The sequence below is a fragment of the Amycolatopsis sp. lyj-23 genome, from assembly GCF_046549135.1.
GTDB lineage: Bacteria > Actinomycetota > Actinomycetes > Mycobacteriales > Pseudonocardiaceae > Amycolatopsis.
In genome coordinates, this window is sequence record NZ_JAJPWN010000008.1 from 13,545 (window position 1) to 39,560 (window position 26,016).

23 protein-coding genes are annotated in these 26,016 nt (G+C 72.1%); 9 read left to right on the forward strand and 14 right to left on the reverse strand.

Annotated features, from left to right (window positions below; all coding sequences use genetic code 11):
* Positions 1 to 4: 4 nt before the first annotated feature.
* Complete coding sequence (lysX, locus tag ACLJPY_RS20460) at positions 5 to 3,328, reverse strand: bifunctional lysylphosphatidylglycerol synthetase/lysine--tRNA ligase LysX (RefSeq protein ID WP_410591235.1); 3,324 nt, start codon at positions 3,326 to 3,328, stop codon at positions 5 to 7.
* A gap of 238 nt (positions 3,329 to 3,566) precedes the next feature.
* Between lysX and panB the strand changes: the two genes are divergently transcribed.
* Positions 3,567 to 4,436, forward strand: a complete 870-nt coding sequence (panB, locus tag ACLJPY_RS20465; RefSeq protein ID WP_410590614.1) for a 3-methyl-2-oxobutanoate hydroxymethyltransferase — start codon at positions 3,567 to 3,569, stop codon at positions 4,434 to 4,436.
* Positions 4,437 to 4,510: 74 nt separating this feature from the next.
* Here the strand turns inward: panB and ACLJPY_RS20470 are convergent, their stop codons facing one another.
* Together ACLJPY_RS20470 and ACLJPY_RS20475 are read right to left on the reverse strand one after the other, a co-directional pair.
* Complete coding sequence (locus ACLJPY_RS20470) at positions 4,511 to 5,371, reverse strand: cytochrome c oxidase assembly protein (RefSeq protein WP_410590616.1); 861 nt, start codon at positions 5,369 to 5,371, stop codon at positions 4,511 to 4,513.
* A 1-nt stretch (position 5,372) separates the two neighbouring features.
* Complete coding sequence (locus ACLJPY_RS20475; RefSeq protein WP_410590618.1) at positions 5,373 to 6,302, reverse strand: undecaprenyl-diphosphate phosphatase; 930 nt, start codon at positions 6,300 to 6,302, stop codon at positions 5,373 to 5,375.
* Between the two features lie 611 nt (positions 6,303 to 6,913).
* Between ACLJPY_RS20475 and pip the strand changes: the two genes are divergently transcribed.
* Positions 6,914 to 7,858, forward strand: coding sequence for a prolyl aminopeptidase (gene pip, locus ACLJPY_RS20480; protein ID WP_410590619.1), 945 nt, complete (start codon positions 6,914 to 6,916; stop codon positions 7,856 to 7,858).
* Here the strand turns inward: pip and ACLJPY_RS20485 are convergent.
* Entirely contained in the window at positions 7,844 to 8,395 is a 552-nt protein-coding gene (locus ACLJPY_RS20485; protein ID WP_410590621.1) for a TetR/AcrR family transcriptional regulator, read from the reverse strand. The two genes, pip and ACLJPY_RS20485, sit on opposite strands and share 15 nt — an antisense overlap.
* A gap of 59 nt (positions 8,396 to 8,454) precedes the next feature.
* On the opposite strand from ACLJPY_RS20485, the gene ACLJPY_RS20490 reads away from it, so the two are divergent.
* Positions 8,455 to 9,234 carry an SDR family NAD(P)-dependent oxidoreductase gene (locus ACLJPY_RS20490; protein ID WP_410590622.1) on the forward strand — a complete coding sequence of 260 codons (780 nt, stop codon included), beginning with the start codon at positions 8,455 to 8,457 and terminating at the stop codon, positions 9,232 to 9,234.
* Here ACLJPY_RS20490 and ACLJPY_RS20495 read toward each other — a convergent pair.
* From ACLJPY_RS20495 to ACLJPY_RS20515, 5 genes are all read right to left on the reverse strand, one after another.
* Positions 9,231 to 10,019: an ABC transporter permease gene (locus ACLJPY_RS20495; protein WP_410590624.1), complete on the reverse strand. Its 789-nt coding sequence runs from the start codon at positions 10,017 to 10,019 to the stop codon at positions 9,231 to 9,233. The genes ACLJPY_RS20490 and ACLJPY_RS20495 overlap by 4 nt on opposite strands.
* Positions 10,020 to 10,027: 8 nt before the next feature.
* Positions 10,028 to 10,867, reverse strand: a complete 840-nt coding sequence (locus ACLJPY_RS20500; RefSeq protein ID WP_410590625.1) for an ABC transporter permease — start codon at positions 10,865 to 10,867, stop codon at positions 10,028 to 10,030.
* Positions 10,868 to 10,945: 78 nt separating this feature from the next.
* Positions 10,946 to 12,148: an ABC transporter substrate-binding protein gene (locus ACLJPY_RS20505; protein ID WP_410590627.1), complete on the reverse strand. Its 1,203-nt coding sequence runs from the start codon at positions 12,146 to 12,148 to the stop codon at positions 10,946 to 10,948.
* Positions 12,149 to 12,166: 18 nt separating this feature from the next.
* Positions 12,167 to 13,240, reverse strand: coding sequence for an ABC transporter ATP-binding protein (locus ACLJPY_RS20510; RefSeq protein ID WP_410590629.1), 1,074 nt, complete (start codon positions 13,238 to 13,240; stop codon positions 12,167 to 12,169).
* The gene (locus ACLJPY_RS20515) at positions 13,237 to 14,685 is read right to left on the reverse strand and encodes a gamma-aminobutyraldehyde dehydrogenase (protein WP_410590630.1); all 1,449 of its coding nucleotides are present in this window, start codon (positions 14,683 to 14,685) and stop codon (positions 13,237 to 13,239) included. Before ACLJPY_RS20515 ends, ACLJPY_RS20510 begins: the two co-directional genes overlap by 4 nt.
* Before the next feature lie 111 nt (positions 14,686 to 14,796).
* Between ACLJPY_RS20515 and ACLJPY_RS20520 the strand changes: the two genes are divergently transcribed.
* Positions 14,797 to 15,531 carry a FadR/GntR family transcriptional regulator gene (locus tag ACLJPY_RS20520; RefSeq protein WP_410590631.1) on the forward strand — a complete coding sequence of 245 codons (735 nt, stop codon included), beginning with the start codon at positions 14,797 to 14,799 and terminating at the stop codon, positions 15,529 to 15,531.
* Positions 15,532 to 15,563: 32 nt separating this feature from the next.
* Positions 15,564 to 16,265: a cache domain-containing protein gene (locus tag ACLJPY_RS20525; protein WP_410590633.1), complete on the forward strand. Its 702-nt coding sequence runs from the start codon at positions 15,564 to 15,566 to the stop codon at positions 16,263 to 16,265.
* Here ACLJPY_RS20525 and ACLJPY_RS20530 read toward each other — a convergent pair.
* Positions 16,262 to 17,713, reverse strand: coding sequence for a PucR family transcriptional regulator (locus ACLJPY_RS20530; protein ID WP_410590635.1), 1,452 nt, complete (start codon positions 17,711 to 17,713; stop codon positions 16,262 to 16,264). The genes ACLJPY_RS20525 and ACLJPY_RS20530 overlap by 4 nt on opposite strands.
* A gap of 101 nt (positions 17,714 to 17,814) precedes the next feature.
* Between ACLJPY_RS20530 and gabT the strand changes: the two genes are divergently transcribed.
* Genes gabT through ACLJPY_RS20545 form a run of 3 tightly spaced genes read left to right on the forward strand, consistent with a single transcriptional unit; the run spans position 17,815 to position 21,103 of the window.
* Entirely contained in the window at positions 17,815 to 19,170 is a 1,356-nt protein-coding gene (gene gabT / locus ACLJPY_RS20535) for a 4-aminobutyrate--2-oxoglutarate transaminase (RefSeq protein WP_410590636.1), read from the forward strand.
* Positions 19,167 to 20,594 carry an aldehyde dehydrogenase family protein gene (locus tag ACLJPY_RS20540; RefSeq protein ID WP_410590637.1) on the forward strand — a complete coding sequence of 476 codons (1,428 nt, stop codon included), beginning with the start codon at positions 19,167 to 19,169 and terminating at the stop codon, positions 20,592 to 20,594. Before gabT ends, ACLJPY_RS20540 begins: the two co-directional genes overlap by 4 nt.
* Before the next feature lie 5 nt (positions 20,595 to 20,599).
* The gene (locus ACLJPY_RS20545) at positions 20,600 to 21,103 is read left to right on the forward strand and encodes a hypothetical protein (protein ID WP_410590638.1); all 504 of its coding nucleotides are present in this window, start codon (positions 20,600 to 20,602) and stop codon (positions 21,101 to 21,103) included.
* Here the strand turns inward: ACLJPY_RS20545 and ACLJPY_RS20550 are convergent.
* Positions 21,100 to 21,873 (reverse strand): helical backbone metal receptor, encoded by a 774-nt coding sequence (locus ACLJPY_RS20550; protein WP_410590639.1) that lies wholly within the window; start codon positions 21,871 to 21,873, stop codon positions 21,100 to 21,102. The genes ACLJPY_RS20545 and ACLJPY_RS20550 overlap by 4 nt on opposite strands.
* Positions 21,870 to 23,276, reverse strand: coding sequence for an RNB domain-containing ribonuclease (locus ACLJPY_RS20555; RefSeq protein ID WP_410590640.1), 1,407 nt, complete (start codon positions 23,274 to 23,276; stop codon positions 21,870 to 21,872). Before ACLJPY_RS20555 ends, ACLJPY_RS20550 begins: the two co-directional genes overlap by 4 nt.
* A 126-nt stretch (positions 23,277 to 23,402) precedes the next feature.
* On the opposite strand from ACLJPY_RS20555, the gene ACLJPY_RS20560 reads away from it, so the two are divergent.
* On the forward strand, positions 23,403 to 24,347 hold the full coding sequence (locus ACLJPY_RS20560; protein WP_410590641.1) for an AAA family ATPase: 945 nt from the start codon (positions 23,403 to 23,405) through the stop codon (positions 24,345 to 24,347).
* Positions 24,348 to 24,352: 5 nt separating this feature from the next.
* Here the strand turns inward: ACLJPY_RS20560 and ACLJPY_RS20565 are convergent, their stop codons facing one another.
* Positions 24,353 to 24,538, reverse strand: coding sequence for a hypothetical protein (locus ACLJPY_RS20565; RefSeq protein WP_410590643.1), 186 nt, complete (start codon positions 24,536 to 24,538; stop codon positions 24,353 to 24,355).
* 32 nt (positions 24,539 to 24,570) lie between these two features.
* Positions 24,571 to 24,753, reverse strand: a complete 183-nt coding sequence (locus ACLJPY_RS20570) for a hypothetical protein (RefSeq protein WP_410590644.1) — start codon at positions 24,751 to 24,753, stop codon at positions 24,571 to 24,573.
* Between the last annotated feature and the right edge of the window lie 1,263 nt (positions 24,754 to 26,016).

Here is a 26,016-nt window from a genome sequence, read left to right on the forward strand (position 1 = left end):
GACGTTAGGCCTGCGGCCGGACGAACGGGAAGAGGACCGTCTGGCGGATGGACGCACCGGTGAGCATCATCAGCAGCCGGTCGACGCCCAGGCCGAGGCCGCCGGTCGGGGGCATGCCGTGCTCCAGGGCGAGCAGGAAGTCCTCGTCCAGTTCCATCGCCTCGACGTCGCCGCTGGCCGCCCGCAGGGACTGCGCCTCCAGCCGCCGCCGCTGCTCGATCGGGTCCGTCAGCTCCGTGTAGGCCGTGCCGACCTCGGACCCGAACGCGATCAGGTCCCAGCGCTCGGCCAGCCGCGGGTCAGCGCGGTGCTGACGGGTCAGCGGCGAGACGTCGGTCGGGTAGTCGGTGTAGAAGGTCGGCAGCACGGTCGCGCCCTCGACGAGGTGCTCGAACGCCTTGAGCACGAGGTCGCCGTGGCTCGGGTCCTCCCCCACCGGCACCCCCGCGGCGGCGCACAGGCGGCGCAGGCCGGCCACCGGCGTCCCGGAGTCGATCTGCTCGCCGAAGGCCGCCGAGACGGCGTCGTGCACCGTCACGACCGGCCAGTCGCCGGAGATGTCGTGCTCGACGAGCTTGCCGCCGGCGTCGGGCCGGCGCACGACCTGGGCGCCGTACGCCGCTTCGGCCGCGTGCTGGACGAGCTCGCGGGTCAGCGTCCGCATCGTGTCGTAGTCCGCGTACGCCTGGTACGCCTCGAGCATCGTGAACTCGGGGTTGTGCGTCGCGTCGACGCCTTCGTTGCGGAAGTTGCGGTTGAGCTCGAAGACGCGCTCGACGCCGGCCACGCACAGCCGCTTCAGGTAGAGCTCGGGCGCGATCCGCAGGTACATCCGCATGTCGTAGGCGTTGATGTGGGTGACGAACGGCCGGGCGTTCGCGCCGCCGTGGACCGTCTGCAGCATCGGCGTCTCGACCTCGAGGTAGTCGGCGTGGTGCAGCCGGTCGCGCACCGCGCGGACCACGGTGGACCGCAGCCGCAGCATGTTCGTCGAGTCCGGGTTGACCGCCAGGTCGAGGTAGCGCTGCCGGACCCGCGTCTCCGGGTCGGTGAGGCCCTTCCGCTTGTCCGGCAACGGGTGCAGGCACTTCGCGGTGACCGTCCACTCGTCGACGAGCACCGAGAGCTCGCCCCGCTTCGACGTCACGACCTGGCCGCTGACGCCGACGTGGTCGCCGAGGTCGACCCCGGTCCGCCAGCGTTTCAGGTCGAGCTCGCCCGCCTCGAGCATCAGCTGGATCTCGCCGCTGAAGTCCTTGACGCGGGCGAAGCACAGGCCGCCGAGGACGCGCAGGTTCAGCACGCGCCCGGCGATCCGGACCCGGTGCCCGGTCGCGGTGTCCGGGGCCAGGTCGCCGAACTTCTTCACGACGTCGCCGATGTGGTCGTCGCGGCGGAACCCGACCGGGTACGGGTCGATGCCGGCCTCGCGCAGCTTGTCGAGCTTGGCGATGCGGACGCGGACCTGTTCGGGGCGCCGCACGGCCTTCGGCGCCGGTGCCGCCGCCGACTCCTCGATCTCCTTGACGCGCGCGACGAAGTCCTCGCTGACCGTCTCCAGCCGCAGCGACCGCGCCCGTCCGGTCGGGACGAACCCTTCGAGCGCGCCCGCGACGATGCCGACCCGCGGCAGCCGCCGGGCCGAGGAGTAGCAGAGGAACCGCGGTTCCCAGTCCGGCCCGTACTTGGCGTTGGACCGGTACAGCGACTCCAGCTGGAAGAACCGCGAGAACACGCTCAGGATCCCGCGCCAGGCCCGCAGCACCGGGCCCGCGCCGATCCGCTCGCCCTCGGAGAACACCGCGCGGAACATCGCGAAGTTGAGCGAGATCCGCTGCGCGCCGAGGTGCTGGGCGGCCGCGACGGTCTCGGCGATCATGTACTCGTTGAGGCCGTTTTCGGCGTCGCGGTCGCGGCGCATGAGGTCCAGCGAAAGGCCGCGGCGGCCCCACGGGACGAACGACAGCAGCCCGCGCAGCTCGCCGTGGGCGTCGTAGGCCTCGACCATGACGCTGCGGCCGTCGCTGGGGTCGCCGAGGCGGCCCAGCGCCATCGAGAACCCGCGTTCGGTCTCGGCGCCGCGCCAGGCCTGCGCCCGCGCGAGCAGCTCGGTCATCTCGGCTTCGGGGATCTCGCCGTGGCGGCGGACGCGGGAGGTGTAGCCCGCGCGCTCGATGCGCTTGACGGCCTGGCGCACCGAGCGCCGCTCGGGCCCGGCCAGGGTGAACTCGCGGACGTCGAGCACCGCTTCGTCACCGATTTCCAGGGCGCGCAGGCCCGCGCCGGTGTACGCCTTCGCGCCGCGTTCGCTCGCGCCGAGCACGCCCGGGGTCCAGCCGTACCGCCGCGTCTCGTCGAGCCACGCGCGGACGGCGTCCGGCCACGCCTCCGGGTCGCCGACCGGGTCGGCGCTGGCGACGCTGGTGCCGCCGAGGACGCGGTAGGTCACGGCCGCGCGGCCGCTCGGGGCGAAGACGACGCTCTTGTCGCGCCGGGTGGCGAAGTAGCCGAGGGAGTCGTCCTCCCCGTGCTCGGCGAGCAGCTGGCGCAGGCGGAGCTCTTCGTCGTCCGTGCGCAGGCCGCGGCTGCGCACGCCGCGGAAGAGCAGGTACAGCGCCGCGGTGGCGACCGCCGTCGCGCTGAGGTCCAGGAAGGCGTCCAGCCACGCCGGTCCCTCGCCGACGCCGATCCGGCGCAGCTGCAGGTTCTCACCGGTCGCGTGGTTGACGACCCAGGCGAAGCGCTCCCACGTGTCGCCGAGGTGCCCGGGGAACGCTTCCGCGAGCCCCCAGCCGACCAGGATGACCACGGCGATCCCGCCGAACAGCATGGTCAGGCCGTCGCGCCAGGCGCTCGGCGCGAGCCGGGCCGGGAAGGCCGGGCGCAGCGCGAGCAGGAACACGATCAGCGCGATCGATGCGAGGTCGGCCAGGGTCAGCACCCACAGCTGGGCCGGGATGTGCCGGACCTGCTTCGGGCCCAGCGTCAGCAGTTCGGGTGACCACAGCAGCGTCGCCTGGAGGGCCAGGGTGAGGACCAGGCCGCCGACCTGGAAGAGCACGAGCGTGTACAGCGCCGCTGCCTTCCGGCGGCGCAGCGCCCCGCCGAGGACCACCAGCAGCAGGACCATGACCAGGCTCGCGCTGGTCGGCACGCTGAGGGCCGAGAACGCCATGTCGATGCCGTTGAGGACGCGGCCGTGCGGGCCGTTCGTGAACAGCAGGACCACCGAGAAGACGGCGGCCAGCTGGACCACGGTCGCGACGATGCCGCCCGACTTCGCCTTCCAGGCGGGCAGGCGGCGGCGCGGGCTCGCGAGGTTTCCCATGGGTGGTTTCGTCGCCTTTCGCGGCCGTTCGGTGGTCATGCCCTCTTCTTGACGTGAGTGAACCCGGATCGGTTGTCCCCCGGCATCAACCTGAAGTCTGACCGCCCGTGGTCCTCGGGGGTGTGAAGCTGGTCGCAGGCGGTTGGGGCCGGTACGGGGGCGTGTCACCCTGTGAGACACCCCTGCTCCACGACCCGGGGACCTCGCCGAGGCCTCGAGGGAAGGACGGTCGACGACGATGTCCGCCAGCGCCGAAGAACCCGCCCCGTACGGCACCGGATCCGCCGCTCCCGCGGCGCGCCCGCCGGGCCGGAAGGTCCGCGTCCACCACCTGCGTGAGCTCAAGGAACGCGGTGAACCGTGGCCCATGCTCACCGCCTACGACATGTACACCGCCGCGCTCTTCGACGAGGCCGGGATCCCCGTGCTGCTCGTCGGCGACTCCGCGGCCAACAACGTCTTCGGGTACGACACCTCGCTGCCGGTCACGGTGGACGAGCTGCTGCCGCTGGTCCGGGCGGTCACCCGGTCGGTCAAGCGGGCCCTCGTGGTCGCGGACCTGCCGTTCGGCTCCTACCAGCTCTCGCCGCAGCAGGCGCTGGAAACCTCGGTGCGCTTCATGAAAGAGGGTCGCGCGCACGCCGTCAAGCTCGAAGGCGGCCGCCGGTTCGCCGCGCACGTCGAAGCGCTGACCTCGGCCGGCGTGCCGGTGATGGGCCACATCGGGTTCACCCCGCAGAGTGAGCACAACCTCGGCGGCTACCGGGTGCAGGGGCGCGGCGAAGCGGCGGACGTGCTGCTCGCCGACGCGCTGGCGCTGCAGGAGGCCGGGGCGTTCGCGGTGGTGATGGAGATGGTGCCCGCCGAAGCCGCCAAGCGCGTCACGGCGGAATTGGCGATCCCGACGGTCGGCATCGGCGCGGGCCCGGACTGCGACGCGCAGGTGCTCGTCTGGCAGGACATGGCCGGCCTGCGGCGCGGCAAGGCGCCGCGGTTCGTCAAGCGCTACGCCGACGTGGCGACGGTGCTGCAGAACGCGGCGGCGGAGTTCGCCGAGGACGTCCGGCGCGGGGAGTTCCCGGCTCCGGAGCACGCCTTCCACGACTGAGCCCGAGCGCCCCAAGGCGGCCTTGGTTGCGTCAGACGCACCGAAGGCCACATTGGGGCGCTTGGGGGTCGGGGTCATCGGTGCTTGAACCGTTCCGCGAGGGTCGGGTCGGATTCCCACCAGAGCGCGGACGGCCCGGCGGTTTCCTCTTCGTCCAGGTGGGCGTCGATCTGCTTCGCGCGCCGGGCGTCGTCGCGGGCCCACCGGACCAGCAGCGCCACCACGAACGGCAGGCCCGCGACGTCGCCGCCGATCCACAGCACGCCCGCGCCGATGATCTGGTCGGTGCGCGGGTCCGGGCCCCGGCCCGGGTGGGCGGCCGCGTAGTGCGCCGGGGCCAGCAGCGGGCCGAGCCACAGCACCAGGCCCAGTGCGCCGTCGAAGATGACCTCGGTGAGCGCGATCCAGATCGACACCAGGTGCGGGTCCTCCCGCGGCGTCGGATCGAGGCCGAGGCGCGTCCAGAAGTACGTGAACCCGGCCAGCACCAGCACCAGCCGCACCAGGCCGTCGACGAACGGCGAGCGCAGCGTGAGGTCGTAGAGCGGCGTCAGGTACAGCACCAGCACCGGCGCGACCAGGACGGCCGTGACGACCGGCGGGAACGTCAGCGCGCGGGCGAGCGGGCCGCGGCCGTGCCGCCGCAGCCAGGCCGCGCGCGGGAAGGCGTCCAGGAGCAGCCGGACCGGCGCGCCCAGTGCGAGCAGCAGCGGCGTGATCATCAGCAGCGTGACGGTCTGGACGGCCCGGACCCAGAAGAACGTCGTGTCGTAGACCGCCAGCGGGGAGCAGGTGACGACGAGGATCGTCGCGAGCCCGAGGAGGAACGCCGTCGTCCGCCCCGGCGGCCAGCGGCGGCCGTGGGCCGCGCGGACGTAGAGCGTGCCGAGGGCGAGCACGCCGATGACCGCCGGAGCGTCGAACGTCAGTGGCACGTCAGACCGCGAAGAAGATCAGGCTGCCGATTCCGGCGACCACGCAGTAAATGGCGAACGGGGTCAGAGTACGCGTTTCGAAGTATCCGGTGAGGAACCGGACAGAAATGTACGAAGCGACCCCGGCGATGACGCTGCCGACGAGCGCCGGACCGAGCGAAGCGTGGTTCTCGGGGGCGAACAGCGTCGGCATCTTCAGCACGCCCGCGGCCAGGATCACCGGCGTGGCGAGCAGGAACGCGAACCGCGCCGCGTCTTCGTGGCCCAGCCCGCGGCGCAGGCCGGCGACCATCGTGATGCCCGAGCGGCTGATGCCCGGCAGCAGCGCGAGGATCTGCGCGGCGCCGATCAGCACCGCCTCGCCGACCCGCAGCTTCGCCAGCCGGACGTCGGTGGCTTCCTCGACGGTGACCGCCCGCATCACCAGGGTTTCTTCGGCCGAAAAGTCCACTGTGTCCGCATCCGCCGCGGCCTTGCCCGGCCGGGAGAACTTCTCGGCGGCGTAGAGCACGCCGCCGTTCAGCGCGAGGAAGATCGCCGCGGGCACCGGCTTGCCGAGGAAGTCGCGCAGCAGGCTTTCGAAGAGCAGGCCGGCCAGGCCGACCGGGATGGTGGCGAGCACCAGCAGCCACGCGAGCCGCTGGTCGGGGGTGCGGACCTCGCGACGGCGGATCGACGTCCACAGCCCGCCGATGATCCGCACCCAGTCCTTGCGGAAGAACAGGACCAGCGCGAGCGCGGTGGCGACGTGCATCGCCACGAGCACCGCCAGGTACGGCGAATCCTTCCCGATGCTCAGGTCCCGCTGCCACGAGCCGCCGAGCCAGGCGGGCAACAGGATGCTGTGGCCGAGACTGGACACCGGAAACAATTCCGACACCCCTTGCAAGGCGCCGACGACAATCGCCTCGACGTAGGTAACCGCGGACATTCCGTACCCCTTTTTTCCTGAATCCCGACACGGAAAGTACCGGCCCGTTCGTTAGCACCGGGCAAGGGGGACGCGCGGGCTCAGCGTCCCCACAGCTGGTGTTCACATGTATGAACATCAATCATGTTCTTGACTGGTGTTCGACTCGTGGCTTAGCGTTTAGCCCGTCGCCGCCACGACGAAGCATCGAACCTCGACGAGGAGGACGGGAATGCGTGTGCGGATCACCGGCCGTCGTGCCCACCCCGACGGCACCGGACTCGCCGTCCCCTCGGAACTCGCGGAAGCAGTCACCCACCGCTGACGCGGCACGGACCGGGGACCCGCTCAGCCCGGCGGCGGGGGCGGGTCCCCACCTTTCTTGGCCGTCGCCCCGGCACCCGGCGGCGAGGCACCGGGGCGGCGGCCAGGGCCCTGCGGCACAGGTTCCGTTTCGCGGAGCCCTCGGCCCGGGGCGCAGCCCCGGAATGTCACAGCCGTCTTTCGGGGGTTCCGGGTGGCGGAGCCCTCGGCCCGGAGCGAAGCTCCGGAATATCACAGCCGTCTTTCGGGGGTTCCGGGTGGCGGAGCCCCCGGCCCGGGGCGCAGCCCCGGAATGTCACAGTGGCGGCATGGACGAGCTCTACCCGCCGATCGGACCGCGCGCCGAAGGGTTCCTGGACGTCGGCGACGGCCACCGGATCCGCTGCCAGGAGGCGGGGAACCCGGCCGGGAAGCCGGTGGTGGTCCTGCACGGCGGTCCCGGCAGCGGGATCGCCCCGATGTCACGGCGGCACTTCGACCCGGCCGCGTACCGGATCGTGCAGTTCGACCAGCGCGGGTCCGGCGCGTCGACACCGGGCGCGGACGACCTCGGTGCCAACACGCTCTGGCACCTGGTCGCCGACCTGGAACTGCTGCGCGAGCGGCTCGAAATCGAGCGTTGGCAGCTCTTCGGCGGCTCCTGGGGCGCGACGCTGGCCCTCGCGTACGCCGAGACGCACCCTTCGCGGGTCAGCGAAATCATCCTCCGGGGCGTGTTCACCGTCCGGCAGAGCGAGCTCGACTGGATCTACCGCGGCGGCGCGGCCCACCTCTTCCCGCGCGAGTGGGAGGCGTTCCTCGCCCCGCTCCCGGCGGCCCTGCGCGACGACCCGCTCGCCGGGTACGCCGGGTTGCTCGACGACCCGGCCGCGGAGGTCCGCCACCGCGCGGCGGTCGCGTGGAGCACCTGGGAAGGGGCGACGGTCTCGGTGGTGCCGCAGGAGTCGTTCGTCCGCCAGTACGCCGCCCCGGCGTTCGCGCTGCCGTTCGCCCGGCTCGCCGTCCACTACTTCACCCGGGGCGCCTGGCTCGAGGACGGGCAGCTGATCCGCGACGCGGGCAAGCTCGCCGGCATTCCGGGGGTGATCGTGCAGGGCCGCTACGACACGGTCTGCCCGCCGGTCACGGCGTACGAGCTGCACCGGGCGTGGCCCGGTTCCGAGCTCAGGCTGCTCGAAGGCGCCGGGCACGCGGTGACGGACCCGGGTGTGCTGGCCGCGTTGCGCGCGGCGACGGATTCATTCCGCGAGTAGCACGGCGAACACCTGCTCGAGCTTGCGCCGCAGCACGTCTTCGCCGGCCCGGCTCAGCTCGGTGCTGCCGATGAGCGTGCGCATCAGCCAGAACCCGGCGATCACCGACAGGGCCAGCGCGGCGCCCGGCTGCTCCCGCTCCGGGAGCAGATCGGTCAGGTGCTTCTCGACGTGCCGCTCGATGCCGGCGCGCAGGATCTCCGCCGCCCGCGGGTTGGCCGCCGAGCGCAGCACGAGCAGGAACGGGTCGAGCCGCCCGGCGTCCGGGGCGGTCCGGCGCACGAGCGAGGCCGCGAGGTCGGCGGCGAGGGTTCCCGGGTCGCCGGTGAGCACGGTCCGCTCGGTCATCGCCGCCTCGACGACCTCGGCGAAGAGCCCTTCCTTCGAGCCGAAGTAGCGGTTGACGAGCATCGCCGTGACGCCGGCGGCTTCGGCGATCTCGCGCACGCCGACGCCGTCGTAGCCGGCCCGGGTGAACGCTTCGAGCGCGGACGCCAGGATCGCTTCCCGGGTCGCGGCGGCGTTGCGGGGTCTCATGTATACGAGTGTAGACTTTCGCTAAGTCTACAGGCGTATACCTCTTGGGAAGGCGCTCGATGGATCTCGGAATCGCTGGTAAACGCGCTCTGGTCACCGGCTCCAGCGCCGGGCTCGGCGAGGCGATCGCGCGCCTGCTGGCCGCGGAAGGCGCGGCCGTGGTCGTCCACGGCCGGGACGCGGCCCGGACGGAAAAGGTGGCGGCCTCGATCGCCGCGGCCGGGGTCGCCCTGGGCGATTTGTCGACCGACGCGGGAGCGGACGCGGTCGCCGAAGCGGCCGGGGACGTTGACGTCCTGGTCAACAACGCCGGCGCGTACGACCACCTCGGGTGGACCGACGCGACGCCGGCGGACTGGACCGCGATGTACGAGGCCAACGTCGTCTCGGCGGTCCGGATGGTCCACCGGTTCGTGCCGGGCATGCGCGAGCGCGGCTGGGGCCGGGTCGTCCAGATCGGCGGCGGGCTGGCGAGCCAGCCCCTGGCCATGCAGCCGCACTACACGGCGACACTGGCCGCCCGGCACAACCTCGCGGTGTCCCTGGCCCGGGATCTGGCGGGCACCGGCGTGACGTCGAACGTGGTCTCCCCCGGCGCGATCCTGGTGGACTCGGTGCGAGAGCTGCTGACGTCAATTGCCCCGCAGCGCGGCTGGGGCACGGAGTGGGCGGAGATCGAAGCGGCCGCGGCCCGCGACCTGGTGCCCAACGACGTCGGCCGCCTCGGCCGTCCCGAGGAGGTCGCGGCCGCCGTCGGCTACCTGGTGAGCCCGGCGGCGGCCTACGTCAGCGGCGCGACGATCCGCGTGGACGGCGGCACCATCCGGTCGGTCCACTAGAGCCGGCCACCCGAAGCCGTGTCGCCCGAAAGCCGTTGCGCCAGGTACACCGGGACCGTCGACACGACGATCAGCACGGCCGCCACCACGTTCACGATCGGCGCCTGGTTCGGCCGGAACAGGTTGTCGTAGATCCAGATAGGCAGCGTCTCCATGCCCGTGCCCAGGGTGAACGTCGTCACGATGATCTCGTCGAACGACAGCGCGAACGCCAGCAGCCCGCCGGCCAGCAGCGCCGAGCGCAGCATCGGGAACGTCACCAGCCGGAACGTCGTGAAGCCCGTCGCGCCCAGGTCCATCGACGCCTCCTCGAGGCTGCCGCCCATCCGGCGCAGCCGCGCGACGACGTTGTTGAACACCACGACGATGCAGAAGGTCGCGTGGGCGATGATCGCCGTCAGCAGGCCGAGGTCGATGCCGAGGATCGTCCGGAACGCGTTGTTCAGCGCGATGCCCGTGACGATCCCCGGCAGCGCGATCGGCAGGATGATCAGCAGCGACACGGGGTTGCGGCCGAAGAACCGGTAGCGCTGCAGGGCGAACGCCGCCATCGTGCCGAGGACCAGCGCGATCGCCGTGGCCGCCAGGCCCGCCTCGACGCTCGTCCACAGCGCGTGCAGCGCCCCTTCGTTGGACGCGGCCCGGCTCCACCACTCCACGGTGAACCGGGTCGGCGGGAAGCCGAACGTCGTGTCCGCGTTGAACGAGTTCAGCAGCACCACGACCAGCGGGAAGTAGATCACCGCCAGGCCGAGCCCCAGCGCGGTCCACAGCAGCTTGCGCACGAGAGCTCCTAGAGGTTGTCGAGCGCGCCGGTACGGCGGACGGCGGCCAAGTACACGAGCATGATCACGACCGGCACGGTCGCCACCGTCGCCGCGAACGGGAGGTTGTTGGCCGCGCCGATGTTGTCGTAGACGACGTTGCCGAGCATCTGCGATGTCCCGCCGACGATCTTCACCGCGATGTAGTCGCCCAGCGACAGCGAGAACGTGAAGATCGAGCCCGCCACGATCGCCGGGAACGTCAGCGGCAGGATCACCGAGCGGAACGTCCGCAGCGAGCGGGCACCCAGGTCACCGGAGGCGTCCACCAGGGAGTCCGGCAGCCGGTCGAGGCCCGCGTAGATCGGCAGGATCATGTACGGCAGCCAGAGGTAGGACAGCGTCATGATGGTGGCCGTGACGCCGTAACCGGGCGAAAGCCAGCTCAGGGCGCCGTTGCCGGACAGCATCGAGCGCCACGCGTACGCCTTCACCAGGTAGCTGGCCCACAGCGGTGTCATCACCGCGATCACCAGGATCCGCTGCGCCCGCGGCGAAGCGAGCTTGGCCATCGCGTACGCCATGGGGAACGCCACCACCGCGTCGATCACCGTGACCAGCGCCGCGATCCCGACCGTGCGGAAGGTGATCGTGCGGTACACCGCGTCGGTGAACAGGGTCCTGAAGTTGTCCAGCGACCAGTCGATGACGACCTGGCCGGTGAAGGCGTCGGTGCGCCAGAACGCCGTGACGAACAGCGCGGCGAGCGCGCCCAGGTAGGCCAGGCCGAGCCAGAGCAGCGGGGCCGACAGCAGGAAACCCAGGCGCAGCCGGGGTTTCCGGTAGAAGAAGGCGGAAACGGCGGTCATCGTGCCTCGCAGGGATGGGTCCGGGAGCGGCGGGCGGAGTGGGGGGACACAGCCCGCCGCTCCCGGAGTTCGGGGGGATCAGCCCTTGATCTCGGTCCAGGCCTTCGTCCACTCGCCGTAGTCCTTGCACTTGACGTCCGTGCGGCCGTCGAGGCACTGCTGGATCGGCGTGGTCCAGTAGGCGATCTTCGCCGCGTATGCGGCGTCGTTGGCGTGGTAGGTGTCGCAGAGGGTCTTGTCGGTCAGCTCCGCGCACGCCTTCGGGTTGGCCGGCGCCTCACCGAAGTACTCGGCGACCTGGGCGTTGACCTTCGGGCTGATGATGTAGTCGAGCCACTTGTACGCGCACGTCTTGTGCTGCGACTTCGCCGCGACCATCCAGGTGTCCGACCACCCGGTCGCGCCTTCGCTCGGCACGGCCGACTCCAGCGGAGCACCTTCGCCCTTGGTCAGGTTGACCGTGACCTGCCAGGCCGTGCCGACGACGGCGTCGCCGTTCTTCAGCGCCTGCGACTCCTTGAGGTAGTCCGACCAGTACTCGGACACCAGCGGCCGCTGCTGCTTGAGCAGGTTCACCGCGGCGGTGAACTGCTTGTCGTCCAGTGCGTACGGGTTCTTGATGCCGAGGTCCGGCTGGTGCGCCATCAGGTACAGGGCGGCGTCGGCGATGTAGATCGGCGAGTCGTAGGCGATGACCTTGCCCTTGTGGGGCGAGTTCGCGTCGAACAGCACCGACCACGAGGTCGGCGCGGGCGTCACCTTGTCGGTGCGCCAGGTCAGCAGGTTCGCGCCCCAGCCGTGCGGAATGCCGTACGCCGTCCCGTTCACGCTGTTCCACGACTTGTTCTTCAGGAACGACTGGACGTCGTGGTAGTTCGGCACCAGCGCGGTGTTCACCGGCTCGGCGTCGCCGGAAGCGACGAGCCGCAGCGACGCGTCACCGGAGGCGGACACGACGTCGTACTGCCCGGTCTTCATCAGCGTCACGGCTTCGTCGGACGTGCCGAACGGCTTGACGTTCACCTTGCAGCCGGTCTGCTGCTCGAACGGCGTGACCCAGTTGACCTTCGGGTCGTTCGAGCCGTTCTCCGCGTACCCCGGCCAGGCCAGGACGTTCAGCTGGCCCTCCGGCTGCCCGAGCGCCTTCAGCGCTTCGAGCTTCGGCGGCGTGAACCCCTGCCCGCCCGGCGGCGCGGACGAACTCGTGCCCGACGTGCCACATGCAGCCAACAGCAGGCTGGCGCCGAGGAGCCCGGCCAGCCGCGTCTTCCTGTTCTTCATGGCAACCCTTCTGGACTACTACTGGACCTGGAAGCTGTGTTCGTCGCGCCAGCTGAGCCGGACGCGGCCGTCCGCCAGGACGCCGTCGGTGTTCTGCCGGACGACCGAGAGCTGTCCCCCGGCGTCGAGCGCGACCGAGTACCGCACGGTGGCCCCGGCGTAGACGACGTCGGTGACCGTGCCGGTGGCGCTGGTGTCCCCCACCGCGGCGGGTTCGGACAGGGCGTCGTCGATGCGGATCTTCTCCGGCCGGATGCTGAACAGCCCGGGTCGGCCGATCACGGACTCGGCGCCGCGGCCGCCGAGCAGGTTCGACGTGCCGACGAACCCGGCGACGAACGCGCTCGCGGGCCGTTCGTAGACCTCTTCGGGCGGCCCGACCTGCTCGATCTTCCCGTCGTTGAACACCGCGATGCGGTCGCTCATGGTGAGGGCTTCGTCCTGGTCGTGGGTGACGAAGACGAACGTGATGCCGACGTCCCGCTGGATCTGCTTGAGCTCCAGCTGCATGGTCTGGCGCAGCTTGAGGTCCAGCGCGCCGAGCGGTTCGTCGAGCAGCAGCACCTTCGGCCGGTTCACCAGCGCGCGGGCGAGCGCGACGCGCTGGCGCTGGCCGCCGGACAGCTGCGCGGGCTTGCGCGAGCCGTAGTCCGCCAGCCGCACGGTCTTCAGCGCCTCGAGCGCCCGCTCCCGGCGTTGCTGCTTCGGGACGCGCTTGACGCGCAGGCCGTACTCGACGTTCTGCTGCACGGTCATGTGCGGGAACAGCGCGTAGTCCTGGAACACCGTGTTGACGTCCCGCTCGAACGGCGCGAGCCGGCTGACGTCGTGGCCGTCGAGCTCGATGGTGCCCCCGGTGGGCAGCTCGAACCCCGCGATCATGCGCAGCACCGTCGTCTTGCCGGAACCGGACGGGCCGAGCATCGAGAAGAACTCGCCGGGCGGGATGTCGAGGTCGACGCCGTCGACGGCGTGGACGTCGCCGAAGTGCTTGCGCAACCCGGAAAGCCGGATCGCCGGGCGCGTGCTTTCCGGCGCCGCGGGCTCTTCCCGCGTCTCGGTCGGTGCTTGGTTGGGCACGGTCAGCCTCACAGTGCGCTCATCACGTGCTTGACGCGGGTGTAGTCCTCGAGGCCGTAGAGCGAGAGGTCCTTGCCGTAGCCGGACTTCTTGAACCCGCCGTGCGGCATCTCGGCGACCAGGGGGATGTGCGTGTTGATCCAGACGCAGCCGAAGTCGAGCTTCGCGGCGGCGCGCATCGCCCGCTGGTGGTCGCGGGTCCAGACCGAGGACGCGAGGCCGTACTGGACGGCGTTCGCGGCCTTCAGCGCTTCGGCCTCGTCTTCGAAGCGCTGCACGGTGATGACCGGGCCGAAGATCTCGTGCTGGCTGATCTCGTCGTCCTGGCGGACGCCGGAGACCACGGTGGCTTCGTAGAAGTAGCCGTCGCCGTCCGCGCGGTGTCCTCCACAGTGGACGGTGGCGTGCGCCGGCAGCCGGTCGACGAACCCGGCCACCTTTTCGAGTTGCGCGGCGTTGTTGAGCGGGCCGAAGGCGACGTCTTCGTCGTCCGGCCGGCCCGTCTTGGTCTGCTCCGCCTGCCGGGTGAGGGCGGCGACGAAGGTGTCGTGCACGTCGTCGGCGACCAGCACGCGCGTGGCGGCGGTGCAGTCCTGGCCCGCGTTGAAGTACCCGGCGACGGCGATGGCTTCGGCGGCCGCTTCGAGGTCGGCGTCACCGAAGACGATGACCGGCGCCTTGCCGCCGAGCTCCAGGTGCACGCGCTTGACGTCGTTCGCGGCGGACTTCGCCACTTCGATGCCCGCCCGGACCGAGCCGGTGATCGACACCGTCGCCGGGATCTCGTGCTCGACCAGCGCACGGCCGGTGTCGCGGTCGCCGCAGACCACGTTGAACACGCCCGGCGGCAGGAACTCGCCGGCGATCTCGGCGAGCAGCAGCGTCGACGCCGGAGTGGTGTCGGAGGGCTTGAGCACGACGGTGTTGCCGGCGGCCAGGGCGGGCGCGATCTTCCAGATGGCCATCAGCAGCGGGTAGTTCCACGGCGTGACCTGGGCGCACACCCCGACCGGCTCGCGGCGGACGAAGGAGGTGTGGCCTTCCAGGTACTCGCCCGCGGCCCGGCCTTCGAGCACGCGCGCGGCGCCGGCGAAGAACCGGACCTGGTCGAGGACCATCGGGATCTCTTCGGCCATGGTCAGCGCGATCGGCTTGCCGGTGTTCGCGGACTCGACCCGGACGACCTCTTCGGCACGGGCTTCGAGCGCGTCGGCGAGCTTGAGCAGCGCGAGCTGGCGCTGGGCGGGCGTCGTCGCGCGCCAGGTCTCGAACGCGGTCGCGGCGACCTGCAGCGCATTGTCGACGTCCTCGGGGCCGGCGATCGGCGCGGTGCAGTAGGGACGGCCGGTGACCGGGTCGATGATCTCCGCCGTCCGGCCCGACTTGGACTCGACGTACGCGCCGCCGACGTAGTGCTTCAGCTCCTGCGGCGGGGTGGGTGGGCTGGTAGAGGACACGGTGCCTCCTGGCTGCGCTCGGGGAGCTAAAACATATAAGTCCATATGTAATAGGACAAGAGGATGCGGCAAGATTGGTGCGAACGGGTAATCGACGGCCGAAGGATCACCATGCGCAAGGGCATGTCGCACAGCGCGCGATCCGCCATGTTCGCGCCGCTCGGCCAGGTCGGGCGGGCGGAGGCGGTGGCGGCGCGGCTGGTCGACGCCATCACGCTCGGCCTGCTCGCCGACTCCGAACAGCTGCCCAGCGAAGCCGACCTGGCCGCGCAGTTCGGCGTCTCGACGGTGACGGTCCGGGAAGCGCTGGTGGCGTTGCGGCAGCAGGGGCTGGTCGAGACGCGGCGGGGCCGCAGCGGCGGCAGCTTCGTCCGCGCGCCGGCCAACCCGCCCGCGGACGCCTGGCGCGCGCGGCTGCGCGAGGTGTCGCTGTCGGACCTGCGGGACGTCGGCGACCACTACCTCGCGATCGCCGGGGCCGCGGCCAAGCTCGCCGCCGAGCGCAGCTCACCCGAGGACGTCGCCCGCCTGCGCCTGGCGGCCGACGACCTCCGCACGGCCCACGGCCTCGACTTCACGCGGGCCGAGCGGCAGTTCCACCTGGAGGTCGCGGCGGCCGCGCAGTCGCCGCGGCTGACGCACGAAGAGGTCCACCTGCAGAGCGAGCTGGGCGGGCTGCTGTGGCTGCCGCTCGCCCCCGGAGCCCACGCGCACGAAGAGCACGTGGCGATCACCGCCGCGATCGACGCCGCCGACGGCGAACTGGCCCGCAAACTCACCGAGGAGCACCTGCTGGGCGCGCTCGACCGCCTCGCGGACGTGCACCTGGAGTTGCCGGCCTCGTAGACTCCAGCAATCCGCGCATCGAGGTGAGCACCGTGAACGACACCCGCACGCTGGCCGGCGACGAGGTCGTCGAGCAGGTTTCCGCGTTGGTGGAAGGGGTTTTCGAGCGGCTCAAGCCCCTGCTGGCCGCCGCCGAGTCGGTACTGGCGGACGCCCCCGCCGCGGCGGCCCTGCACCGGATCCGGCCGCAGGTCGCCGAGGTGCTGGGCGGCCTGGTCATCGGCGCGGGCTTCGTCAGCGCACCGCACGTGCTGACCGATTCGGAGTTCGGCTTCGAATGGTGGACGGCCGGCTCGCCCCCGGCCCAGCTGTTCATCAGCCTCGACCCGGCGAGCGAGAACTTCCTGGACTACACGCGCCAGTCGTGGTTCACGGTCCCCCGCGACACCGGGCGGCGGCACATCAACGGCCCGTACGTGGATTACCTGTGCACCGACGAGTACACGCTGACGTTCACGATCCCGGTCACGCGCGCCGGTGCTTTCGCGGGTGTGGTGGGCGCGGACGTGTACGTGCGCGAATTCGAGCGCGCGGTGCGGCCGCGGTTGCGTTCCCTGGGCCGCGGCGCGGCGTTGCTGAACGCGCAGGGGCGGGTGATCGTGTCCAACAGCGTCCGGCAGCCGACGGGCTCGCTGGTCCGCGAGGCCGACGTCCCGGCGTGGTGGTCGGCGGGCGCGGAGCCCGGGCCGGGCCTGCGGCGCTGCGGGGACTCGCCGATCGTGCTGTTCGGCTAGGTCTGCAGCGCCACCCAGAGCTCCGCGCGGACGCCGGGTGAGTCGAGGTCGCGGCCCAGCAGCTCCTGCGCCTTGGTGATCCGGTTGCGCAGGGTGTGCCGGTGGACGCCCAGCCGCGCGGCGGCGGTGTCCCAGTGGCCGTGGTGCTCCAGCCAGCAGCGGAGGGACTCGACCAGGTCGCCGCGGCCCGTTTCGTCGTGGCGGCGCAGTGGGGCAAGCAGGCCGCCGGCAAACGCTTGCGCCACCACCGGGTCGATCAGCGACAGGAGGCCGCGGCCGGTGTGTTCGGCCGCCGAGACCAGGATTTTGCCTTCCGCCTCCGCCGCCCGGGCCGCCAGCTCCGCCTGCTGGAGCCCGGTGGCGAAGTCGCCGGGGGCGACCGGCCCCGCCACCCCGCCGTGCAGGCCACCGATCCGCAGTGCCGCCTCGGCCGCCGGCTCGACCACGCTCGCCGGGCCGAAGGCGACCACCGACGAACCGGAGCGGGCCGCGAACGACTCACCCTCCATCGCCCCGAGCAGTTTGCGCCGGGCCGCGGGCGGTCCGAGGAACACCAGCACCGACCACGGCGCTTCCGGCGGCTCACCGCCGGAAGCGATCAGCACCCGCAGCGCCAGCTCGGCTTGACCGCCCGCGAGCAATTCCACCAGCCCGGTCCGCAGCGCCTGCCGCGCCGCCGCTTGCGCGCGGTCCTGTTCCAGTGCCAGGGAAAGCACCGAAACCGCGGTGTTCACGATGTGCCGGCCCGCGGTGTCGAGCGGCTCCGCGGTGCCGACGGCGAGCACCCGCCGGGCGCTGGTGTCGAGGGTCTGCAGCGCCACCTCCTGCCCGTCGAGCGAGAAGGCTCGCGTACCGGTGCGAAGCCGCTCCAGCTCTTCGCGCAGCGAAACGCCGTACGCCCGGGCGCTTGCCGGAGCGGCTTCGGTCACGGTCGTGCGATCGAAGAGCAGCACCCAGCCGTCGATCAGCTTCGCCAGCTTCCGCAGCACTCCGGCCGGGCCGCCCTTGCCGACCGCCGTGCGGGTCAGCTCCTGCTGGGCGCGGCCGATGCGGACCGTCGTCGCGTACTCGTCGGCCGCCACCGCGCGCGAGACCGCCCGGGTGATCGCGATGAACGGCGTCTTCCGCGGCACCTCCAGCACCGGCAGCCCCACTTCGGCCGCCGTCGTCACGAGGGCCCGCGGGACGTGCTCGTGGCTCAGCCCGACGCCGAAGCCGAGGCCGGCGACCCCGGCGGCCACGAGACGGCGGACGTAGGCCGGAGCCGTCCCTTCGTCCAGGGCCAGGCCGGTGGTGAGCAGCAGCTCGCCGCCTTCGAGGAAGGCCTGGGGATCCGTCAGCTCGGTCGGGTGGACCCAGCCGATCGGGCGGTTCAGGAGGTCGTCGCCGGTCAGCACCCGCAGCCCGAGCGGGCGCTCGGCGGCCAGCCCGGCCAGCGTGAGTGCCATAACGGCCAATTCTACGCGCGTTCCTGTACGGAACGGCCAGCTGACGGCGCCCGCGGCCGGGCTCATCCTGAGGACGTCCACCGACTTCCCAGGAGCACGCCGTGACCGCAAGCACCACCACCGAGCCGCAGGCGCCGGCGCCCCGGCAGCGCAGGCTGCAGACCGAGATCCCCGGCCCCGTCTCGCGCGAGCTGCAGCAGCGCCGCGCCGCCGCCGTCGCCGCCGGGGTCAGCTCGGTGCTGCCCGTCTACGTCACCTCCGCCAGCGGCGGTCTGCTCACCGACGCCGACGGCAACGTGCTGATCGACTTCGGCTCCGGCATCGCGGTGACCAACGTCGGGCACTCCGCGCCGGCGGTCGTCGACCGCGTCCGCAAGCAGGCGTGCTGGTTCACCCACACCTGTTTCATGGTCACGCCGTACGAGGGGTACGTCGAGGTCTGCGAAGCACTGGCCGAGCTGACCCCGGGCGACCACGCGAAGAAGTCGGTGCTGTTCAACTCCGGCGCCGAAGCGGTCGAGAACGCCGTGAAGATCGCGCGGACGGCGACCGGGCGCCAGGCCGTCGTCGTGTTCGACCACGCCTACCACGGCCGCACCAACCTCACCATGGGCATGACCGCGAAGTCCGTGCCCTACAAGCACGGCTTCGGCCCGTTCGCGCCCGAGATCTACCGCGTGCCGGGCTCGTACCCGTTCCGCGACGGCCTCTCCGGGCCGGAAGCGGCGGCGCTGGCCATCGACCGGATCGAGAAGCAGATCGGCGGCGACCAGGTCGCAGCGGTCGTCCTCGAGCCGATCCAGGGCGAGGGCGGGTTCATCGAGCCGGCGCGCGGCTTCCTGCCCGCGATCGCGGCCTGGTGCCGCGAAAACGGCGTCGTGTACGTCGCCGACGAGGTCCAGACGGGCTTCTGCCGCACCGGCTCGTGGTTCGCCTCCACCGACGAGGACGTGGTGCCGGACCTGATCGCGACGGCCAAGGGCATCGCGGGCGGCCTGCCGCTGTCCGCCGTCACCGGCCGCGCCGAACTGCTGGACGCCGTCGGACCCGGCGGCCTCGGCGGCACGTACGGCGGCAACCCGGTCGCCTGCGCCGCGGCGCTCGGCTCGATCGAGACGATGAAGACCGAGGACCTCGCCGCGTCGGCCAAGCGCATCGAAGGCGCCGTGCTGCCGCGGTTGCGCGCGCTCGCTTCGGAAACCGGCGTCATCGGTGACGTCCGCGGGCGCGGCGCGATGCTGGCCGCGGAGTTCGTCCGCCCGGGCACGACGCAGCCGGACGCCGACCTGACCAAGCGCGTCGCGGCGGCGTGCCACCGCGCCGGGGTCGTGGTGCTGACCTGCGGGACGTACGGCAACGTCGTCCGGCTGCTGCCGCCGCTGTCGCTGTCCAACGACCTGCTCGACGAGGGCCTGTCGGTGCTCGAGCACGCTGTCCGGACGGAGGCCCGCGCATGACGTTCCCGTTCTGGGTCGCCGGGAAGCCGGTGACCACCGGTGCCACCGCCCTCGTCCGTCACCCGTTCGACGGCTCGGAGGCGGGGTCGCACTTCGTGCCCGCGGACGCGGACGTCGAAGCCGCGGTGCAGACCGCGGCCGAGGTCGCCGGCGAGTTCGCGACGCTGCCCGCGCACGTTCGCGCCGGGGCGCTGGACCACGTGTCCCGGTCCTTGGGCGAACGGTCCGAAGAGATCGCCGCGTTGATCACGGCGGAGTCGGGCAAGCCGCTGAAGTGGGCGCGCGGCGAGGTCGGGCGCGCGGTGTCGACGTTCCGCTGGGCCGCCGAGGAGGCCCGCCGCTTCTCCGGCGAGTTGCAGCGGCTCGACACGGACCCGGGCGGCACCGGACGGCTGGCGCTGGTCCGGCGCGTGCCGCGCGGCCCGGTGCTCGGCATCACGCCGTTCAACTTCCCGCTGAACCTGGTGGCGCACAAGGTGGCCCCGGCGATCGCGGTGGGCGCGCCGATCGTGCTCAAGCCCGCGCCGGCGACGCCGCTGACGGCGTTGGTGCTCGGCGAAATCCTGGCTTCGACGGACCTCCCGGCGGGGTCCTGGTCGATCCTGCCGGTGGACAACGAGACGTCGTCGCGCCTGGTCGAGGACCCGCGGCTGCCGGTGGTGTCGTTCACCGGCTCGGTGCCGGTCGGCTGGGCGATCCGCGACCGCGTGCCGCGCAAGCACGTGGCCCTGGAGCTGGGCGGCAACGCCGCAGTCCTCGTCTGTCCCGACTGGCCGGACCTCGACTTCGCGGCGCAGCGCATCGCGACCTTCGCGATGTACCAGGCGGGGCAGTCGTGCATCTCGGTGCAGCGGGTGTACGCGCACTCCGACGTGTACGACGCTCTGGTGTCGAAGGTTCTGGCGCAGGTCGAGGCGCTGCGCACGGGCGACCCGCGCGCGGACGGCGTCGACGTCGGCCCGCTGATCAACGAGGACGCGGCGACCCGGGTGTCCTCGTGGGTCTCCTCGGCGGTGTCTTCGGGAGCCCGCTTGCTGACCGGCGGCGGCCGGTCCGGCGCAACGGTGGAGCCGACGGTGCTGGCGGACGTCCCGGAGGACGCGCCGGTGATGGCCGAGGAGGTGTTCGGGCCGGTGGTCTCGCTGGTCCGGGTGGTTTCGGTGGCCGAGGGCGTTTCGCGGATCAACGCGTCCCGCTTCGGGTTGCAGGCCGGGGTGTTCACCCGGGACGTCCCGACGGCGTTCTCGGTGTCGGCCGCGTTGCAGGTGGGCGGCGTGATCGTCGGTGACGTGCCGAGCTTCCGCGCGGACCAGATGCCCTACGGCGGCGTGAAGGACTCGGGCGTGGGCCGCGAGGGCCCGGCGGCGGCGATGGCGGACTTCACGGAGGAGCGGGTAACGGTGTTGACCGGTTTGACGCTGTAAGCGGTGTGAGACCGCTGATCCTGCTCGACGTGGACGGCCCGCTGAGCCCGTGGGCGGCTCCGCGGCACGCGAAACCCGCCGGCTACGTCGAGCAGGCGCTGCGGCTCTCCCGCTGGAGCCGCAAGCGCTTGCGGATCTGGCTCGACCCGGCCCACGGCCCGCGACTGCTCGCCCTGGCCGGTTCCGCGGACGCGGAGCTGGCCTGGGCAACCAGCTGGGAACACCGGGCGAACCGCTGGATCGGCCCGGCGATCGGGCTGCCGCCGCTGCCGGTGATCGAGTTCCCCGGCCCGTCGCCGACGTGGAAGTTCGGCCAGGTGGCCCGCTTCGCGGCCGGCCGCCCGCTGGCCTGGTTCGACGACGACTTCGACCTGTTCCCCGAGGCGCGGGACGCGTTCCTGGACCGCCGCACGGGTTCGGCGACCGAGCTGATCCCGGTCGACGCGCACACCGGGTTGACCGACGAACACTTCGGCCGCCTCGAACGGTGGCTGCGCGACCGGGTCTAGGTGCTCGCCAGCGCGTCGGTCAACGCGGCGTGCGCCTCGACGAGCGACGGCCCGTACCACGTGAGGTACCGCCCCGAGACCAGCACGTACCGCACCTCCGGGAAGTGGTCCGGGCCGTCCTCCCCCGTGAACGCGTACGGCTCGTCCGGGAGCACCAGCAGGTCCGCGTCCGCCGCGAACCGCGCCCGCAGCTCGTCGATGTCCGGCCGTGGATAGCGCTCTTCCGAAGCCGCGTACGCGTTCGCCACGCCGACGCGGCGCAGGACGTCGCCCGCGAACGTGTCGCGGCCCAGGACCACCCACGGCTTGCGCCACACCGGGACCACCGCGTGGAAGCGCACCGGCCGGACTTCGCGCCACACCTCTTCCGCCGTGACCAGCCACTCCGGCTCGTCCAGCTCGTACGCCTGCGTCAGTATCCGCCGCAGCGAGCCCAGCGCCGCCGGGACGGACGCCGCCGCGGCCATCACCCAGACCGGGATCCCGTTGGCGCGCAGGCGTTCCACGTCCTCCGGTCGGTTCTCCTCCGCGTTGGCGAGCACCAGGTCCGGCGCCAGGTCCAGGACCCGGTCGAGCTTCGGGTACTTCGAGCCGCCCACCCGCGGAACGTCCAGAGTGGACGGATGCATGCAGTAGTCCGTCGCGCCGGCCAGGCGGCCGGGCGCGCTGACCTCGACCGCTTCGGTCAGCGACGGCACGAGCGACACCACGCGTGCGGCCGGTCCGGACAGCGGCACCGGCTCCCCGAGGTCGTCGACGAGGTGGGTCATGCGCGTTCGAACGACACCTTCCGCTTGTCGACGTCGACCGCGGTCAGCCGGACCGCGATCCGCTCGCCCGCGGTCAGCTTCTCCCCCGCGCACTTCGCCATCACCGTCGGGTCCTCGACCAGGATCTCCGCCTTGTTCTCGTCCGCGCGCAGCACCACCGCGCTGAACTCGCCGCCGACGTGCTCGGCCAGCACCCACGCCTCGACCTGGTCGATGCAGGCCCGTTCGACCTTCGCCGCGAGCGTGTCCGACGCGCTCATCCGCTCCGGGACGTCGGCCAGCGCCGCCCGCACCCACTCCGGGACCTCGCGCCCGGCCGAGACGGCGAGGCAGATCTCCGTGGCGAACCGGTCCACCAGCCGCCGGATCGGGGCCGTGACGTGTGCGTACGCCCCGCCGATGCCCGCGTGGGTCGTCAGCGCGGGCAGCTCGCCGTCGAACGCCGTGTAGCCCGCGCCGCGCAGCAGCCGGGTCGTGTCGGCGTAGAGCGCCATAGACGCCGGCTGCCCGGGGTCCAGCTTGGACAGGAACTCCGAGACGGTCGTCCCGGGCGCCCAGGCGATGCCCAGCGCCTCGGCCGAGCGGCGCAGCCAGTCGACGGCCTCGGGCTCCGGGTCGGGCAGCGTGCGCAGGACGCCGATCCGCGCGTCAAGCATGATCCGCGCCGCGGCCATGCCGGTGAGCAGCGAGATTTCGGCGTTCCAGGCGTCGACGGCCGTGCGCGGGCGGCGGGCGAGCACCCAGCCGCCGTCCGGGTCGCCGGTGATCTCCTGCTCCGGCAGCTGCAGCTCGACGGCGCCGCGCCGGACGGCCAGCTCGCGCCGCCGACGGCCCAGCTCGGGCAGCGCGGCCACCGACGGGTGCGGCTTGCCGGCGTCGAGCGCGGCCTGCACCGTCTCGTAGTCGAACTGCTCGGTGGACCGGACCAGCGCGCGGCGGACGCGGGTGGCGGTCGGCTCGCCCGTCTCGTCGGTCTCGATGGTCCAGAGCACCGCGGGCCGGACCTCGCCGGGCAGCAGGCTCGCCGCGCCTTCGGACAGCACCGGCGGGTGCAGCGGGACGTTGCCGTCGGGCAGGTAGAGCGTCTGGCCGCGCCGGCGCGCCTCCCGGTCGAGCGCGCCGCCGGGTGGGACGAAGGCGGCGAGGTCGGCGATCGCGTAGTGCACGCGGAAGCCGTGCGCGGTCTTCTCGACGACCATCGCCTGGTCGAGGTCCTTGGCGCCGGGCGGGTCGATGGTGACCAGCGGGAGGTCCGTCGCGTCCTCCCGGGGACCCGCGTCGGCCAGCGGATCGAGCACCGCCGCTTCCGCTTCGGCCAGCACCTCGGGCCCGAACGACTCCGGCAGCGAGAACTCGGCACGCAGGGGGCCGAAGTCCCCGCCCGCCGAGTGTGTCCTGATCACGAGGGGAGGCACCCCCCAACCCTAACCCGCTCCGGGCCCGGAGATCGCCCGATCGGGCGCGGGCCGGTCGGGTGTACGTTACGCGGCAATAATGAAAACCGTCTTCATTCCCAGAAAGGTCCTCCTGTGAAGATCGCGTTCGTCGGCAAGGGCGGCAGCGGCAAGACCACGCTTTCGTCGCTGTTCGTGGCGTACCTCGCCGACGCGGGCCTGCCGGTGCTCGCCATCGACGCCGACATCAACCAGCACCTCGCCGTCGCGCTCGGCGCGACCGAGGAGGAAGCGCTCGCCTGGCCGACGCTGGGTGACAACACGGCGCTGATCAAGGACTACCTGCGCGGCGACAACCCGCGGATCCCGGACGCGGCGTCGATGATCAAGACGACCCCGCCGGGACGCGGCTCGCGGCTGGTCCGGCCGTTCGAGGACAACCCGGTGTTTTCGGCGTGCTTCCGCCAGCTGGGCGGCGTCCGGCTCGGCGTCACCGGGCAGTTCGACGAGGACGACCTCGGCGTCAAGTGCTACCACTCGAAGGTCGGGGCGGCGGAGCTGCTGCTGAACCACATGGTCGACGTCGAGGGCGAGTACGTCGTGATGGACATGACGGCGGGCGCGGACGCGTTCGCTTCGGGGCTGTTCACCCGGTTCGACGTGACGTTCCTGGTGTGCGAGCCGACGCTCCGCAGCGTCGGGGTGTACCGCCAGTACGCGGACTACGCGCGCGACTTCGGCGTACGGCTCGTGGTGGTGGGCAACAAGGTGACGGACGCCGAAGACGTCGAGTTCCTGCAGGAGCAGGCCGGCGGCGCGCTGCTGGGCTGGCTTTCGGCGTCGAAGCACGTCCGCGCGGCGGAGCGAGGAACGGCCCGGCCGATCGCCGAACTCGAGCCGCGCAACCTCTCGACGCTGCGTTCGATGCAGGCGACGGTGGACGCGGAGCAGCGCGACTGGGCGCGTTACCAGCACCAGGCCGTCGAGTTCCACCTGCGCAACGCGCACGCCTGGGCCGGCGCCGACCTCGCCGCGCAGGTGGATCCCGACTTCGTGCTGGGCCCGGGACTGCCGGTTTAGCCGCCTTAGTCGTCGTCCTGCGCGTCGGCCTGCCGGGTGCGCTCCCGGGCGATGTCGAGGGCGCGCCGGGCGGTGGCCTCGTCCGGGTAGGGGCCGAGCAGGTCGACGCCACGGCTGCGTTCGAGGTGCTCGACCTGGTGGGTGCGGGTGTTGTAGTACCACCCCTGGTCGGGGTTCGGATCTTTGGACATGGTCCTAAGGTTCGCACCCCGCGGCCGGGCTGTCAGCGCTTGTACCGGTAGGGGATCTCGGTCGGCTGCCCGGTGGGGCCGAAGTCCTGCGGTTCTTCGGCGGCGTCCGGGGATTCGGGGAACTCGTCGAACCAGCCGCGCGGGGTGCCCCGGGGCGGGGTTTCGGGTTCTTGGCGGGTGGGTTGCGGAAGCGGGGTGTCCCGCCCGGGAAACACGGGCCGCGCATTCGGGGCGGCGGGCGGGACGGGAGGCATGGTCCCGGGGCCGGGGAAGACCGGCCGCGCCGGGGCGGCGTGCCGGGCGGGGAACGGCTGGGGGGTGGACTCGGGACCGGGGAAGACCGGCTTGGGGCGCGCTGGTGGGGTTTGGGGCGCTGCGGAGGGTTGGTGGATGGGGGTTTGCGGCACGGGGGTTTGCTGGGGTGTGGGTGCTTGCGGGGTTGCAGAGCTCAGCGGTGGGGTGGAGGTTGGCGCTGCGGGGCTCTGCTGAAGGCGGCTTTCCCGCGGGGTAGGGCTGTTCTGGGGAGCAGAGCCTGGCGGTGTTGCAGGGCTCAGCGGCGAGGAGACCGGCACTGCGCTCTGCTGAGCTGCGGGGCTCTGTTGGAAGGGGCTTTCCCGCGGGGTGGGGCTGTGCTGGGGTGCAGCGCCTTGCGCCGCGGCGGAATTCTGCTGGCTGGGGTCATGCCGTGTGGCAGGGCTCGGCGGCGAAGTGGAACTCTGCGCTGCAATGGGCTTCTGCGGAACTTCGGGGCTCTGCTGAGGTGCGGGAGCCTGCGGAGAAGTGAAGCCTTGCGCCGGGTTCTGCGGCGGGTTAAGAGCCGCGGCATACCCGGCCGGGGCGGTGGTTTGCGCAGGGCCGGCAGCCGGGACCGGACCGGGATTGGGCGCAGTCGGACTGGCCGAGCCGGAGTTGATGTCCGCCTGAGAGCCCGCTGGGCCGGGGCCTTGCGCCGCGCTGGGCGCAGGGCCGGATCCGGGGAGGCCAGAGCTGTGGGCGGGAACCGTACCGGCTGGGCCAGTGCTCTGCGCGGGTTCGGGGCTGGCGCTGTGCACGGGAGCCGGGGCGCTTTGGGCAGCCGCTGAACCCGGCACGGGAGTGATGCCATGCGTCGGAACCGGGCCGGGCCCTTGTGCGGAGCCGGGGACCGGGCTGGTGCCGTACGTGGGAGCGGGTGCCGGACCGTTGCCGGGAGCCGGCAAACCGGCCTGCCCCCAGGGCGGCCTGGGCAGGTGAGCGCCGATCATCGGCGGCTGTTCCTCTGGCGCCGCGGACTGGGTCTTATCGCCTGTTGTCGTCGGCTGCGAAGTGCCGGGCGCTCCCTGCGGTTCAGTGGGCGGCACGGTGGCTGGAGCAGCTGTCGGTTCCGTCGATCCGGCAGACGGCTGTGCAGCATCTGCAGCCAACGGTTCCGAGGAGGCGGCCTGCGGTTCGGTGGGCGGCACGGTGGCTGGAGCAGCCGTCGGTTCCGTCGATCCGGC

Excerpts from the sequence above, each read along its gene's own strand:
- ACLJPY_RS20490 (WP_410590622.1), top strand. The coding sequence starts at position 8,455 with ATGGATCTCGGAATCGCTGGTAAACGCGCTCTGGTCACCGGCTCCAGC.
- lysX (WP_410591235.1), bottom strand. The coding sequence starts at position 3,328 with ATGGGAAACCTCGCGAGCCCGCGCCGCCGCCTGCCCGCCTGGAAGGCG.
- ACLJPY_RS20540 (WP_410590637.1), top strand. The coding sequence starts at position 19,167 with ATGACGTTCCCGTTCTGGGTCGCCGGGAAGCCGGTGACCACCGGTGCC.
- ACLJPY_RS20520 (WP_410590631.1), top strand. The coding sequence starts at position 14,797 with ATGCGCAAGGGCATGTCGCACAGCGCGCGATCCGCCATGTTCGCGCCG.
- pip (WP_410590619.1), top strand. The coding sequence starts at position 6,914 with ATGGACGAGCTCTACCCGCCGATCGGACCGCGCGCCGAAGGGTTCCTG.
- ACLJPY_RS20565 (WP_410590643.1), bottom strand. The coding sequence starts at position 24,538 with ATGTCCAAAGATCCGAACCCCGACCAGGGGTGGTACTACAACACCCGC.
- ACLJPY_RS20485 (WP_410590621.1), bottom strand. The coding sequence starts at position 8,395 with ATGAGACCCCGCAACGCCGCCGCGACCCGGGAAGCGATCCTGGCGTCC.
- ACLJPY_RS20530 (WP_410590635.1), bottom strand. The coding sequence starts at position 17,713 with ATGGCACTCACGCTGGCCGGGCTGGCCGCCGAGCGCCCGCTCGGGCTG.
- ACLJPY_RS20550 (WP_410590639.1), bottom strand. The coding sequence starts at position 21,873 with ATGACCCACCTCGTCGACGACCTCGGGGAGCCGGTGCCGCTGTCCGGA.
- ACLJPY_RS20475 (WP_410590618.1), bottom strand. The coding sequence starts at position 6,302 with ATGTCCGCGGTTACCTACGTCGAGGCGATTGTCGTCGGCGCCTTGCAA.
- panB (WP_410590614.1), top strand. The coding sequence starts at position 3,567 with ATGTCCGCCAGCGCCGAAGAACCCGCCCCGTACGGCACCGGATCCGCC.
- ACLJPY_RS20500 (WP_410590625.1), bottom strand. The coding sequence starts at position 10,867 with ATGACCGCCGTTTCCGCCTTCTTCTACCGGAAACCCCGGCTGCGCCTG.
- ACLJPY_RS20505 (WP_410590627.1), bottom strand. The coding sequence starts at position 12,148 with ATGAAGAACAGGAAGACGCGGCTGGCCGGGCTCCTCGGCGCCAGCCTG.